The 13,342-nt window shown below is 71.7% G+C and carries 14 protein-coding genes and 2 pseudogenes; 9 read left to right on the top strand and 7 right to left on the bottom strand.

Annotated elements, in window-relative coordinates; genetic code table 11:
* Positions 1–321: 321 nt before the first annotated feature.
* From ABT300_RS44615 to ABT300_RS34535, 3 genes and pseudogenes are all read left to right on the top strand, one after another.
* A pseudogene (locus tag ABT300_RS44615) lies at positions 322–506 on the top strand (NF041680 family putative transposase); the annotation flags it as partial.
* A gap of 329 nt (positions 507–835) precedes the next feature.
* A complete protein-coding gene (locus tag ABT300_RS34540) occupies positions 836–1,735 on the top strand; it encodes a DnaB-like helicase C-terminal domain-containing protein (protein WP_351684354.1) in 900 nt (299 codons plus the stop codon).
* Between the two features lie 260 nt (positions 1,736–1,995).
* Positions 1,996–2,223: a hypothetical protein gene (locus tag ABT300_RS34535; protein ID WP_351684351.1), complete on the top strand. Its 228-nt coding sequence runs from the start codon at positions 1,996–1,998 to the stop codon at positions 2,221–2,223.
* Positions 2,224–2,330: 107 nt separating this feature from the next.
* On the opposite strand, the gene ABT300_RS34530 is transcribed toward ABT300_RS34535, so the two are convergent.
* The 4 genes from ABT300_RS34530 to ABT300_RS34515 are packed head-to-tail and all read right to left on the bottom strand — an operon-like array spanning position 2,331 to position 5,300.
* Positions 2,331–2,597 (bottom strand): hypothetical protein, encoded by a 267-nt coding sequence (locus ABT300_RS34530; protein ID WP_351684348.1) that lies wholly within the window; start codon positions 2,595–2,597, stop codon positions 2,331–2,333.
* Positions 2,594–3,889 carry a hypothetical protein gene (locus ABT300_RS34525; RefSeq protein WP_351684345.1) on the bottom strand — a complete coding sequence of 432 codons (1,296 nt, stop codon included), beginning with the start codon at positions 3,887–3,889 and terminating at the stop codon, positions 2,594–2,596. Before ABT300_RS34525 ends, ABT300_RS34530 begins: the two co-directional genes overlap by 4 nt.
* Complete coding sequence (locus ABT300_RS34520; protein WP_351684342.1) at positions 3,886–5,058, bottom strand: OmpA family protein; 1,173 nt, start codon at positions 5,056–5,058, stop codon at positions 3,886–3,888. The genes ABT300_RS34525 and ABT300_RS34520 overlap by 4 nt, the downstream gene beginning before the upstream one ends.
* The gene (locus ABT300_RS34515; RefSeq protein WP_351684339.1) at positions 5,055–5,300 is read right to left on the bottom strand and encodes a hypothetical protein; all 246 of its coding nucleotides are present in this window, start codon (positions 5,298–5,300) and stop codon (positions 5,055–5,057) included. The genes ABT300_RS34520 and ABT300_RS34515 overlap by 4 nt, the downstream gene beginning before the upstream one ends.
* A 307-nt stretch (positions 5,301–5,607) precedes the next feature.
* Between ABT300_RS34515 and ABT300_RS34510 the strand changes: the two genes are divergently transcribed.
* The 5 genes and pseudogenes from ABT300_RS34510 to ABT300_RS34490 form a co-directional block, all read left to right on the top strand.
* Positions 5,608–7,011, top strand: coding sequence for a sensor histidine kinase (locus ABT300_RS34510; RefSeq protein ID WP_351684336.1), 1,404 nt, complete (start codon positions 5,608–5,610; stop codon positions 7,009–7,011).
* Positions 7,008–7,910 (top strand): hypothetical protein, encoded by a 903-nt coding sequence (locus ABT300_RS34505; RefSeq protein WP_351684333.1) that lies wholly within the window; start codon positions 7,008–7,010, stop codon positions 7,908–7,910. Before ABT300_RS34510 ends, ABT300_RS34505 begins: the two co-directional genes overlap by 4 nt.
* An 11-nt stretch (positions 7,911–7,921) precedes the next feature.
* Positions 7,922–8,842, top strand: coding sequence for a hypothetical protein (locus tag ABT300_RS34500; protein WP_351684330.1), 921 nt, complete (start codon positions 7,922–7,924; stop codon positions 8,840–8,842).
* Complete coding sequence (locus ABT300_RS34495) at positions 8,839–9,531, top strand: Pr6Pr family membrane protein (protein ID WP_351684327.1); 693 nt, start codon at positions 8,839–8,841, stop codon at positions 9,529–9,531. The genes ABT300_RS34500 and ABT300_RS34495 overlap by 4 nt, the downstream gene beginning before the upstream one ends.
* Positions 9,532–9,678: 147 nt before the next feature.
* A pseudogene (locus tag ABT300_RS34490) lies at positions 9,679–10,026 on the top strand (DNA glycosylase AlkZ-like family protein); the annotation flags it as partial.
* Between the two features lie 19 nt (positions 10,027–10,045).
* On the opposite strand, the gene ABT300_RS34485 reads toward ABT300_RS34490, so the two are convergent.
* The gene (locus tag ABT300_RS34485) at positions 10,046–10,903 is read right to left on the bottom strand and encodes a hypothetical protein (RefSeq protein ID WP_351684324.1); all 858 of its coding nucleotides are present in this window, start codon (positions 10,901–10,903) and stop codon (positions 10,046–10,048) included.
* The gene (locus tag ABT300_RS34480) at positions 10,900–11,160 is read right to left on the bottom strand and encodes a hypothetical protein (RefSeq protein ID WP_351684321.1); all 261 of its coding nucleotides are present in this window, start codon (positions 11,158–11,160) and stop codon (positions 10,900–10,902) included. The genes ABT300_RS34485 and ABT300_RS34480 overlap by 4 nt, the downstream gene beginning before the upstream one ends.
* A 793-nt stretch (positions 11,161–11,953) precedes the next feature.
* Between ABT300_RS34480 and ABT300_RS34475 the strand changes: the two genes are divergently transcribed.
* On the top strand, positions 11,954–12,127 hold the full coding sequence (locus ABT300_RS34475; protein WP_351684318.1) for a hypothetical protein: 174 nt from the start codon (positions 11,954–11,956) through the stop codon (positions 12,125–12,127).
* A 98-nt stretch (positions 12,128–12,225) separates the two neighbouring features.
* Here ABT300_RS34475 and ABT300_RS34470 read toward each other — a convergent pair.
* Positions 12,226–13,342, bottom strand: a 1,117-nt coding sequence (locus ABT300_RS34470; RefSeq protein WP_351684315.1) for a Fic family protein, incomplete at its 5' end; no start/stop codon positions are given.

Here is a 13,342-nt window from a genome sequence, read left to right as displayed (position 1 = left end):
CAAGGTTCCTCCTGCTGCCCGTGCGAGGGGATTGAGGGACCATGACGCCTGGAGCTCCTGGGACACGGCCAGCCGCCAAGCAAGGACCGTGTTTTCAGGGGCTCTTCGGCGTGTTGTGGGCCCGCGACATCAACGACGCTACCGGCAGGGTCTGACAATGGGACGTCCGTACCAACAACGCCCTGACCAGGCCCTGTTGTTGTTAACGAGAGCGGCCCCGTGACCTCCCGCGACACCACCGCCACCGCTCCCGGAGGCAACTCGCCCCCGCGCGGCCCCCGGCAGGGGGCACGCCCTGGTGACTTCCACCGGGCGCGGGCCCGCGGCGTCGTCGAGCGGCTCGTCGCGTCGGGCCAGTGGAAGCCGGGCGACGCGGAGGTCCTGATCGTGCTGAACGCCGGATATGACGCACCCCGCATCGCCCGCCTGCTGTCCGACCTGCTCGTCGAGATCTCGGCGAGCTGTGCTCCGACCGTGTGATGCGGAGTCCGACACCACCAGCGGTCTACGACCAACTCCGAGCGGTACACCGCAGGTGTGCGGCGGTCCCGGGGGGTGTTGCTCCGCTACTCTGTCCTGCGATGGCCGCTGCTGTGTCGGCCTGTGTGAGCCTCTGCCCGGTCCCGTGGACCACAAGGGGCGTTGAACCCCAGGTGCCCGCGCATCAACGACAGCGCTTCCCCGGCATGGTCACGTTGTGAGCGACGACGTGTACGGGACCACGGGCCTGACACGTTGGAATGGAACTCGGTGGTTCGTAACCGCGCGCAAGACCGATGCCCGCCGCAGCACCAGGTCCGGCGAGGGCAGTCACCGGAGCACGGTGAAGCAACACGTGCCGAAGTCTCGTGTCCGGACGGGCCTGACGGCGCTCGATGAACTCCTCGGTGGCGGACTGCGGCCCGGTCGGGTCACCGCAGTCGCTGCCCGCACCTCGATGGGCAAGTCGATGCTGGCCCTGGCCATGGCCCGTGACTGTGCCTTCCGTCAGGGCCGTCCCGCCCAGGTTGCTTCCCTGGAGATGTCGAACGAGGGTCTCATGCACAGGACGCTCGCCGCGGAAACCGGCGTGCTCACCGAGAGGATCCGCCGCCGGGACCTCGATCCTGCCGAGCGTGACCTCCTTCGCGCGGCTGCCGAGGACGCCGACAGAAACGCGCTGTTGAGCTTCGGTGGTGATGGCACCACCCCTACCGTCGCCGACATCGGGCGGAGTTGCGACACCGTGGTGGGCCGGCACGGACATCTGGACCTGCTGGTCGTCGACTACCTCGGCCTGATGCGCGGCGCTCTGCAGCAGCGTGCGTCGGGGGACCGCCCGGACGAGGTCGCCCGTGTCGTGGCGGATCTCCACGAGCTGGCGACCCGCTTGGAGGCTGCCGTGGTGATCGTGGAACAGCTCACCCGGGCACCGGAACTACGGGACGACCACCGGCCCCGGCTCACCGACCTCAGCAACGACGAGGCCCTGCTCAGCCACGCGGAGACGGTCATCCTGCTTCACCGGCCCGCCTACTACGACCCGCAGCACCGCACGGGGTTCTACGACCGCTCACCCGATCCCGAGCTTTACCCTGCGGACCTCTTCCCGCGTCACGGACTGCCCGAAGCGGCTGTGCAGCGCGCTGAGCTCCTCGTGCTGCACAACCGCCATGGCCGGACGGGGACGGTTGAGGTGGGGGTGGAGCTCGCCCGCGCTCGCTTCTTCGACTCGCTTCCCGATCCCGTTCGCTGACTCCGGGACCATCCCGACCCGGCTCACCGGACAGTCGGTGAGATCCGGTGCGGGGTGCCATAGCCGCTGAGGCGCGCGTGGACGTCTGATGGCGGCGGCGGCGGAGGAGTAGGGGCTGTTACGGCTGCGCCTGCCGGGTGTCCGCCGGACCGGGCCGGGTGGTGACGGGGTGTGCGGCGCGGGTGACTTGTGACAGCGACGTCGGGACGGTTGCCATCGAAGCCAGGACAACGTCTCTCTGTGACAACGAAGTTGGGCTCGTGCAGGGCACCGTGCTTCTCCACGACGATGACCTGTCCGGCTCACTGCCGCCCTCCGGCACCCTCGTGCTGCTGGCCCCGCCCACCGAGGACGACATCTGGCGACCGGCCGTCCAGGGCGTCCGCGTCCCGCAGAAGACCACGTCCTTCACCCCCAAACCCCCACCGGGCCTGATCGTCTACCACCACGCCCACCAGACCCGCGACCTCATCGGCCGGACATCCTGACGCCCTGACGCCGGCGGCGGTCGGTCACGAGGGGAGCTTTCGTGCGACGCCCGACAGCCGCCGGACCCGGTTGCCTCCATCCGGGTTCGGCGACTGTCCGGTTGCATCTATTTCGTACCGCGCAGGTTCCGTGAGGCTCTTCGGCCGAGCGCGGTCGTGGGCTGGCGGGTCTGCGTGGTCAGGCGCTTGATGTCGCGGGCGAGTTGCTCGTCACGGACCTTGCCGTACTTGGCGTACTGCTGTCGCAGGTAGGCGGGCATGTTCGCGGGCGGCGGGGCCTGGCCGGACCCGGCGATGGCCGCGACGGCGCCGCCGATGGCCCGGGCCCTCTTGGTCTTGTCCCAGAGACTCGCGGTCTTGTTCCAGAGGCTCATGCGACCACCGTCAGACCCGGGTCGTCGTCGCCGGCTGCGGGTGCGGTGGTGGGGTCGAGGCCGTCGTCGGTCCACCTGGCCGCCTGGGTGAGTGCCAGGTCGAGACCGGCCAGGATGAGGCGCGGTGCGGCGAGGGAGCCGCCGTAGCCGCTGTGCTGGTGGATCGAGCGGGCGTAGCGGATGGCCTTGTCCTGGGTGCTCTCCACGACCATGCGGGTCGCCTCGGTGCGTACGCGCGTGACCTCACGGGTCAGTTGACCGGCGAGGCGGGCGGCCTGCCGCCCCACGATCTCGCGCCGGGCGCGCAGCGCGGTCTCGGTCGACCGGGTGCCGTGCAGTTGCGGAGCGAGCACGTCGAGCGCCTCGGTCACCGTCGAACCGTCCGCGAACTCCGACTGGTACGACAGGTACGCCACCCCGCTGATCACAAGGGTGAACAGCGCGGCCATGACGGCGGTCAGGAAGCGCTGGTCAGAGGGCCCGTCGAGGATGATCCGCCAGGCCATGGCCGCGCCGAGGAACACGGCGATGAGACAGCACAGGAGGAGTTCGGCCACGAGGGTCTTCGCCCCTGCCCTGGAGAAGTCCCACCCGCCGTGCGCGGCCCGGTGTTCGCGATGACGTCTGCCGAACAGTTTCATGGCCAGCGCGACCCCGAGCGTGCCCAGCAGCCCGAACAGCAGTGCGGTGACGCCCCTGAGGACGCCGTCGGAGGTCAGCCAGAACCGGCGCAAGTCCACGTTGAGGAACTTGGCCATCAGAAAGGTCAGGATCACGACGTCGAGCCCGAGAAGCGTCAGCAGGATCCTCTTGACACGGGCGGAGACCCGCCGGTGCGCCTTGGAACCGTCCCGTTCCTGCTCCTCGACGAGCGCTGTCCACTCGGCGTGACGTCCATGGGCCTCGTCCGAGGTGTAGGACTCGCCGTGGGGACCGACGTAGCGGCGCTCGCGCAGCGCGGCGATCTGGTGGTCGATGAACCGGGCCTCGGCGTGCAGGCCCTTGATCGTCGCCACCGTCGGTTCGACGGTCCGGGCGGCCTCCGCCTTGGCCCAGGCGTCGGCGCGGCGCTCGGCGGCCCCGCGCAGGCTGTCCTCGGAGTTGGTCCACTCCCCGGCCGGGCGCTCGCGCCCGATCCTCCGCGCCTCGCCGACCAGTTCATGGCAGCGGACGATCTTCGTGAACGGCATGGGGCCCAGCCCCAGGACCGAGGTGAGGGTCTGAGTGCCCGGGATGCGGGCGGTGGCCTTGGTGTCGGTGTTGGCCTTGGCGGTGGTGTTGGTGTCGGTCATGACGGGTCGGGTCCTTCTTTCGTGGTGACGGTGATCTCGACCCGCCGGTTCTGGCGGGCCAACGGCTCGGCGAAGACGCCGCCGGGCAGGTTGTCGACGACGGGCCGGGTGGAGCCGAGCCCCTCGACCGGGCCGAGGAGTCCGGGGTCCACGCCCAGCCGCACCAGCCGGTCGCGGACGGCACGCGCCCGCGCCTCGGACAGGGCGAACCCGTCCGGCCCGCCGCCCACTTGGGCGGTGTGGCCGGTGATCCGCGCGACGCGGCCGGCGGGGCAGCCCCTGAGGCTGTCCGCGACCGGCTTCAGGTAGCGGTCCGCGCCGGCGCGGAGGGTCGCGTCGTCCGCGGCGAAGGTGACCGAGGCCGGAACGACCAAGGTGCCCGCGCAGGAGGTGGGGGTCGCGGCCACCGGCACCACCGGGACGGGCCGGCCCGACGCCGACGGAAGCAGCGGTACACCGTCACCGTCGTCGCGCACCGTGCAGGACGCGGCCCCCGAGGCCGCGCACACCGCCCGCCACAGCGCGGTGATCCGCCTGGCCGCAGGCAGCGGCAGACCCGGCTGTGTGCCGTACGCGATGCCCAGGCCGACGAACTCGATGTACCGGCCGCTCGCGTCGGGGACGAGTCCCCGGCCGCGCAGGTCGCGTACCACGGCGGCGGCGTCGAAGTCCCAGCCGAGCGTGCGGACGTCCAGCGGGTCGACGGTCTGCACACCGGACGACACCAGGACGATCGTGCCGTCGGCCGGGGTCGTCCCAAGGGCCCGGCGGTAGGTGCCGAGCAGGTCCAGTCCGTCCGCGTCCGGCATGTTCGCGGTCAGGGCCGAGCGCAGCCGCGCCGTTTTCGCCAGGACCTTCCGCCGCGCGGTGGCCGGGTCCTGTTCGACCTCCGATGCGTCGCGCAGGGGCGTCAGATCGACCTCGGTCACCTCCGGGTCGGTGGACACGACCACGGAGACCGTCCCGTCCCCGGGATCGGCCGCGCGCAGGGCGTGGTCCACCGCGAGATCCTCCAGGACCGGGGCCCACGGTGCCGGTTCGGCCATGCTTCCGGTGACGGCGATGGTCAGTGGTGCCGGGGCGGGTACGGACCCGCACGCGGTGAGGACGCCCGCCGCGAGGCCCGCCAGAACCAGGGCCGGGGCAAGGGTCCGGGAGATGGCGGTCACGCGGCACCTCCTCGACGCGCGACGGAGGTGAGGTGCCAGCCGCCCGCGCAGTACCGGCAGCGGTATGCCCGCACCACCGTCCACTCGGCGCGCACGCCGTCGCGTTCGGCTCGTGCCCTGGACGCCCGCGCCGCCACCAGGAGAAGCCTGGCGTCCTTGCGTTCGCCGAGTCGCCGCTTGCCCGTCTCGGCACAGACCGGCCAGTTCCGCCGGGGCCTGCGCCGTCCTCGTGTGATGGCCATGGATTCCTCCGTCGCCGCTTGCGGTGTGGGACCGGCCGAAGACCGTGGCCCACCGTGGAGGAAAGGAATAGCGGGCGGCTCTCCGGCCGCCTCGTGGAAATCACGAGCGGGCCAGTTCAGCGCCCGTTCGCGCCAACGCGGGTCCCGGTGAGGCCAGTTCGGATCCCGGTAGTGCCCGGTTCACGGCCCGGTTCGGTGGGGTCGCGAAAATCACGACCCCCGGCGGGAGGGCTGTTCCACACTGAGGGCGCCGAAGAAGCGCTGATGAGAGCACCGAAGCCCGACGGACGTCACGGGAGTACATGAGATGTCGCTGTCCCAGCAGGAGGACCGGCTGTCGCTGGTCGACTTCCTGCCCGCGCCGCACCGGCCCCTGAATCCCTGGGCCCAGATCCTGCGGGACCTGGGCGCCCCGGCCCCGATGAGCCACTGGGCGACCCGGGTGACGGCGACCCGCATCCACCGCCACGACCGGATCCGGCCGTTCGTGACCCGAGGGTTCCTGCTGGTGGTGCTCGCCGTGCTGTTCGCACTCGCCGACGGTGTCCGGCCCGCCGCCTGGGCCCTGTTGTCCGTGGGTGTGACGCAGACACTCCTGGAGATCCACCTCGACGGCCAGGCCCACGGCGGCGGAACGGCCCGATTCGCTTTCACCCGCGCGCTGCTGGCCTGGCAGGACAACTGGCAGTGGGAGCGCACACTGCTCAACGCCACCGGGCTGCTGGGCGGGATCGCCGTACCGGCGAACATCGTCGCCGTACTCTTCCTCACCGGCCCGGGCCGGCCCGGCTGGGTCAAGGTCGCCGCGCTGGCGGTGGCGCTCGCGTACGCCAACTCGGGGATCTACCACGTGCTCACGGACGGCACCTACTACTCGGCCAACCAGAGCCTGCCCTGGATCCTTGTGACGCTGCGGGCGTACGGCTGGCTGCTGCTCACCGGGGTGCTGGCGGTCTTCGTGGGCCTGTCCGTCCACCTGGGCCGGTGGCAGCCCGACATGGTTCCGCTGGCCTGGGCGGTGTGCCTACTGCCGTACGCGGTCGGCCTGAAGATGCGCGACTACGACCGCTGTCTGCGTGCCAGTGGCGAGGAGGCCGCCGTCGCGATGACCGAGGCCCGCAGCAGACTGGCGCAGGACTTCCACGACACGCTCAACGCGATCCGCTCACTGAGCAGGGCGCTGGCCCGCGACGACTCGGTCAGCCCCGAGCACAAGATCGACGCCGCCGACCTCGCGCCGAAGCTCACCCTGGTCAAGGAGATGGTCGACGAGTACGCCTGGGAGGCCCAGGGCAGGGAGATCACCCTGGAGGGGATAGTCGAACAGCTCGGGCGCGACCACTCCCTGCGCGTCACCGCCGATTTCGGCCTCGGCGAACTGCGCCCGGAGAACCGGGAACTCGTACGCCAGCTGATCACCACGGTGGTGGCCAACGCGGCCCAGGCGATGGCACGCCTGGAGATCCACGACCGGCCGGTCTCGGTGTCCGGGCAGATCTCGGACGGGATGATCCATCTGAGCGTCCGGGACCCGCTCCCGCTGATCCCGGCCGCCTCGTGGTGCCCCGACGGCAGCACACTGGCGGTCATGCGGGGGCGGCTGCGCCGGCTCGGCGGCGACATCACGCAGACCGAGGTGGCCGGGGGCAAGGAAATTCGCGGCGTATGGAGTGTCCGTCCGCCGAGGCTCAAGAGGGGGTCCACACGATGACACTGGAATATCTCCTGGTAGACGACCAGGGCAAGCGCAGCCGGGTGTTCGACGAGCAGGTGTCCGTACCCGGCGAGCTGGAGTTCAACATGGTGGACGACCCGGAGCGGCTGCTGGACCTGAGCCCGGACGACCTTGCGGAGTTCGACGGCGCGATCGTCGACTTCCACCTGAACACCTCGTCCAGCCCCAACTACCGCCCGCTGACGATCACCGATCCCGCCCTGTACGACGAGCCGGTCGAGGTGCGCACCGGCATGGGCGTGATGCTGTACCTGAAGCAGCACGCGCCCCTGATGAACGTGTACGGCATGACCGAACTGCCGCACGGCCACGCGCAGTTGTTCCTGGCCGCGTCCTCCGTCTGGCTGGGCGCCGAGCCGCTGAACGTGGACGAGCCGCCGGAGATCCTGCGCCGGGTCCTCCTCGACCCCGACGGGGAACACGCGCACCTCCAAGCGTCCCACCGCAAGATGAGCGACTCGGCCGAACCCTTCCGCCGGCTGATGGACAGTTGCCTGAACCGCCGGCACCTGACCGAGGCGTACGACTGGCTGCGCTGCTACCGCGAGTGCAACGGCCCCCGGGCGCACACCCAGGTCGCGGGTGCCGTCCGCCGCCTGCTGGGCCTGCGGTTCCGGGTCGACAACGAGAAGACATTTTTCCCGATGATGACGCAGTGGCAGAACGACCTCGAAGCGTTCGTCCAGGCCTGGGGCAACGACACCTCGGACTGGCCGGACCTCTCGGCGGGCATCTCCGCGAAGACCTGGGCGGAGCGCAACCCCGTACTGGACTACGTGAAAGCGGGCGCGTACGACACCTTCTTCAACGCCAAGGACGTACGCGCCGCGTTGACGTACTACCGCGCGCTCGCGCCGGAGAGCGACCTCCCGTGACGATCACCCCCATGACCGCGTATCCCGCCTGTCGGTCCGTACGCGTGGACACCACGGGCCGGCCGGGCGGCGAGATCCTGCTCGGCGTCGTGGACGGCCGACGCGACGGCGACGACCCCACGTTCGTGGTCGCGCAGGGCTTCCTGGCGTTCGTGGAACCGTTCGAGATGCAGCGGTTCCGGCTGATGGCCGCGGTGCTGCGCGCGCGGCTCGTGGTCGTGGAGACACCTGGCGCCGGTTTCGCCGCCTCACGCCTGCTCCCCGAGGAGCGACGCGCTCTGCTGCGAGGCGACTTCAGGGCAGCCGCGCGACGGATGCTGCGCGCGGCGACCGAGATCACCGGATCCGACGGCGGGACGCGCGGCGGGCCGGGCGTGCTCGGCTACTCCCTCGGGGCGTCCTTCGCCGCCGCCATGGCCGCCGTCTCCGGTACGCCGGAGACAGGGCCGCCGGTGGAGACCGTCGTGTTGGTCGAACCCGTCGCCGTCCAGCGGTGGAGCGCTGCGGCCCTCGTGGCGGCCGTGCGCCGCGAGAACCGGCTGATCGGGCCCTGCCTCGCCGAGACGGCGACGGTGGCGGGCTCAGTCCCGCCCCTGGAAGCCCGCACGGACGCGGCGCCGCGCACCCTGCGCCGTACCGACCTGCTGCTCCTCGCGAACGCGCTGCGCGCCGGCCGCCTCTCCGACGACCTCGGCGCCGCCGTACGACGCCCGGTCCGGGGAACGCGCCGCCTGGTCGTGGTGCGTGGCGAGCAGAGCGACCTGTCACCGCGCCGGGCGGTACACAACCTGGTGACGGCCGCCGCCGAGGGCCCGGGCATCGAGGCCCGCCTCCTGACCGTCCCCGGCCCGCACGCCTTCTGGCACTCGCTGTCGGCCGTCGGCTCTGCCACGACCAACCTGGCCCACGAGTTGAGGACACCCCCCTCATGACCCGCACGTTCTCTGCCTCTCCCCCTCCTGCCGGACCGGGCCGGGCCGCCACGTGGTTCCGGGCGATGGCCGCGGTGGCGCTCACGCTGGGCGTGGTCTGCCAGTTCGTCCAGCGAACGGACCCGACGCCCGCACTTCTCTACTTCACGGTCGACTCGGCGGTGCTGGCCACGGCCGTCATGCTCCTGGGCCTGCCGCACGGGCCCGCCGACAGCGTCCGGGCCGACCGGGTCCGGGGTGCCGCCGTGGTCGGGGTGGTGTTCTCCTCGCTGGTCTATATGACGGTGATCGCACCGAGCAGTCCGTCAGGCACCTGGTTCGGCGCCCACGACGACGCGTGGGCACGTACGGCGACGGTCCTCCTGCACGGCGCAGCGCCGGCCCTGGTGGTCGTGGAGTTCCTGCTCACCCCGTACGCCCTCGCCGCCACCTGGCGCGAGGCCACCCGGCTCACCTGGTGGCCCACCGCCTACCTGGCCGTCGTCGGCACTCTGTCGTGGTCGGGCGCGGCAACGATGCCCTACGTCTTCCTGCGCCCCTCCCGGTTCGGCGCGATCAACGTCGCAGTGGCCGTGGCCGTGCTGTACGCCGTCGTCGTCGCACTGGGTGTGGCACTGGCGTCGGCACACCGCGCGGTCCGACGGCGCCACCGCACGGCGGAGATCACGGGCGTCGGCACACACGACTGAACCCGTGACCGGGCCACATCGGCTCTGTGTACCTTCGTACCCATGCGCCTACTCGATCATCATCAGGCGAGGGCCCTGCGCGGCCATGGGCAGGGCATCGGCGGCGGTGTCAGGTAAGGTTCGGCGGCCGAGGTAGTCGAGCGGGCCCTCGCCGTGCAGGCGCAAGACGTCCGGGCCGCCGGGCTCGGCATCCGGGTACGGGCGAACGGTCTCACCGCCGCCGATGTCCGGCGGGCCCTCGAAGAGGACTGGAGCGTCGTACACGGCTGGTTCCTGCGCGGCACCTTGCACATGGTGCCCAGCGCCGACGCGTCTTGCTACAAGGCGCTGTACCGGCTGCAGACCGCCTACCGGGACGGTCCCCAGGGGCAGGAAGCGGCCCTGGCCCGCCTCGTGGCCATGGATCCCGGCCGCCTCCGGATCCCGGACACCGCGGACGGCCACCGTCTGCGCGCCGCGCGCCGCTCGGCCCGTGACCAGCACGCGCAGCCGTAACGGCGGCACCCCGCGACCATCAGCCGCCGGATCCGCTCACCGTCCGGGTGTGCGTGGCGAGTTCGGCGCGAAGGCTCGGCCGCCCTGCGTCGGCCGCGTCCCGCGCCCGCTGCTGCAGCTCCTTCAACTCGTCGTCGGCGAGGTCGTCGGCCCAGGCCGCCGCCCGCCGGTGCTCGGCCTCTTCCTCTTCGCGCAACTGCCGGTCGTACCAGTTGAGTTCGTCCTCGTCCCGGACCCAGTGACGCACGGCTGCGTCCCGCTCACGCCGGTACTCGGCCTCCTCCGCGATCTCGCACGGGTACCCCGCCCGCGGCCGCGGCGGGGAGCCGGCCAGGACCCGCGCGCGGGCCGCGAGCAGCGCCCGGGTGACCGCCTCCCCGGCGCCGCACGCCGCGGCGAAGTCGGCCGGTAACTCCTCGCTGGGCAGCCGCCGCCCAGCCAGGGCGTTGTGCAGGGCGCTGCGCGAGAACCTGCCCGCAGCCTCGGGCGAGCCGGCCAGCTGACGCAGGCTTGGCCCGCCAGCTGCCGTCCTGACCTTCTCCATGGCCGCGGCCAGTCCCGCCCGGGTGGTGATGCCGCACCCGGGCACGTACGCGGCTGGCTTCCGCGCGGGCGCGGGGCGTACGGCGGCCGCGGCGCCGGCGGCCGCCCACAGCCGCGCGGCCTCCTCCTCGTCCGCGCCCCGGGCGAACGCCAGGACGGTCCGCAGCGTGGGAAGCCGCCCGTCCAGGGCCCGGCGCAGCGTGCATGCCGAGACCGCCATCTTCCGGGAGCTGGCCCGCAGCGCGAGGGACTCGAAGGTGCGCCGCCCCTTCGCCGCGCGCAACCAGCCGCGCAGCCGGGCCCGTTCCACCGGGCCGGCCGCTCGACGGTTCACCCGCGGCCGCCGACGGCCGCGGCGAGCTCGGCGACGGCGGTCAGGAGCCGGCCCGCGCGGCGCCCGGCGAGCATCAGTCCCACGGCGCCCGCGAGCAGGGTCAGCACCAGGGGGATCGGGCGCTGAAGGACGGCGAGCACGGTCACCGCGGCGACCACGGTGATGACGACGGCCGCCTCGCCCGCACCGAGCCTGCCAGAGGCGGCCTCGGTAGCCCGGGTGCCGACGGGCTCGGTGGTGGGCGGGGGAGCGGACATGATGGTGCCTCCAGACGATGCGGCGGGACGGCCGCGGCCCGGGGCACGCCCGGTCGCGGTGAGCCGATGGTGGCAGCGCCCGCCCTGCTCCCGCGACCTCCACCGGACGGCGACCGCAGGCGACGTACGTTTCGTCTGCGGCGCGAAGTCCCAGCTCAACCCCGAGAAGCGAGCGGTGCCTGTCCACGGTGCTGTGATCAGCTCCGTGCTGCGGACCTGTTCGTTGATCCAGCGGGCGGGTACCGCCGAGAAGACCGGCTGGCCTTGGAAGCGGCCGTCGGCCTGCATGTGCTGCTGCCGGTCCTCACCTCCATGTTCATCACCACCTTCACGTTCGTCTTCATCGCCCTCACCTCCATGTTCGTCACTCTCGGCGCCCTGTTGTTCGTCTGCCGTTCTTGCCGCGACCAGCCGGTAGCCCGTGAGCTTGCTGCGCGATGCGGAGGTACTGCCAGGCGGCGATGCCGACCCGGACCAGACCGGGCGTGAAGTGGGGCAAAAGCGTGGAACCAGGGCCGCTGGCGGGCCGCTCTGTCACAGCTCTGCAACAGCCCGGCACCTCAAATGGGCGTTATTTCAAGGGAGTTGAGAACCAACATGGTTGGCGCAGAGTCAAGTACGTGAATCTGCAAGATCGTTGAGCCCTTCAGCGGCGATCGTGGTCGTGCGGCACGCTTCTCACACCGGGTAACAAGGCCCGGCTGCGCAACAGGAGCTGCCACCCGACGCCCTACCCAGGCGTATCTGTCGGATGACTGCTCCCAGCGCAGGCCAACTGGAAAGAAGACCTCGCATGAAGACTAACAAGGGCCCCACGCCGGGGCCGCAGCCCGAGCCCTGGTGGGGTCGGATCCGCCGGCGGATCATCACCTGGCGCCTGCACCAGTACTTCGCGCAGAGCGCCGCCTCCGCCCTGGGAAGCGGTGCCGTCAGCCTCATCCTCCTGTGGTTCCGTTCCCGATACTGACGCACCGCCGGGCGCCTGGGGCGTACATCACCGCGCCCCGGGCGCCACTCTCACCCCGGTGGCCCGCCAGGGGATGCCTCGGCAGCCGGTCGAGCGTGCTACCTGCCGGGGATGCGCAGACGCTGCCCAGTGGACTCGGCGATGCCGGGGTCGGTGTATCCGTGGGAGGCGCGGATGTCGGTGTCGGCCTGTTCGTAGCTGCTCCAGTCGACGGCGGCGACCCAGCGCTGGGCGAAGCGCAGGACGGACAGCAGGGATTCCCCGCGGCCGGCCTGGTTGCTGACCGCGGTGAGTCCGGCGAGGTAGTTGTTGCGGTACACGGTGGGGATGACCAGGCGGATCTGGCCGGCGGCGGTGAGCTCGGCGTTGGCGACGATGCGGGCCACGCGGCCGTTGCCGTCGTCGAAGGGGTGGCACTCGGTGATCAGGAACATCACGGCGGCGGCCCGGTGCAGCGGGTCGGTGACCGGGGAGAACACCTCGAAGCCGCGTTTGAGGGTGCCGGTCAGCAGGTCCGGTTCGACGAACCGGTAGCCGCCGGCGTAGTTGTCCTTCTCCTTGAGCTCGCCGGGCCGTTTCTCGGGGCGGGCGGCCATGAGGAGGCGGTGGTGATCGCGCAGCAGGTCCAGCAGATCGGCGCCGGATCGCGGCTTGCGGGCGGCGAGCGCGGGATCGGACAGGATGTGGAAGGTGGCGGCGACGTCGTGGGCGTCCTTGGGGCGCGCGGCGGGGATCTCGCCGTCGACGGCGATGCGGCGGGCCTCCTCGACGCCGAACTCGGTGCCTTCGATGAAGTTGGAGAAGTAGGCCTCGAAGAACGCCAGCCATTCCCACCGGGCGGCGCCTCCCAGAGCGGGTGCCGGTTCCGGGGGCAGGGCGGCCAGTCCTGCGGCGAGGTTCTCGAACATGGTGATGCGGTGGGCGTCGAAGGGCTCGCCGTCCAGGCGCGCCTGCAGCCGGGGCGATGCGGGCGCGGTGGAGGAGATGGTCCCCAGGACCTCGGCGAGCCGGGCGCGGACGGTCTCGGCCGCGCCCGGGTCCAGGCTGCCCTTGATGAGGTCCAGCTCGGCCAGGACGTTGCGGATCCGCCCGGACCCGCCGGTCCGGGCCAGGGTGTCGATCTTGTCCTCGACGGTGATGGTGCCGGCGGCGCGCGGCGGCCCTCCGTGGCCGGGCTCACGGGTCTCGACGTGCCAGGACGGCCGGTCGCGGAAT

The organism is Streptomyces sp. NPDC001027 (assembly GCF_040299045.1).
Lineage (GTDB): Bacteria > Actinomycetota > Actinomycetes > Streptomycetales > Streptomycetaceae > Streptomyces.
Note: the sequence above shows the minus strand (reverse complement) of the source record. Positions and strands in the feature narration are given on the sequence as shown.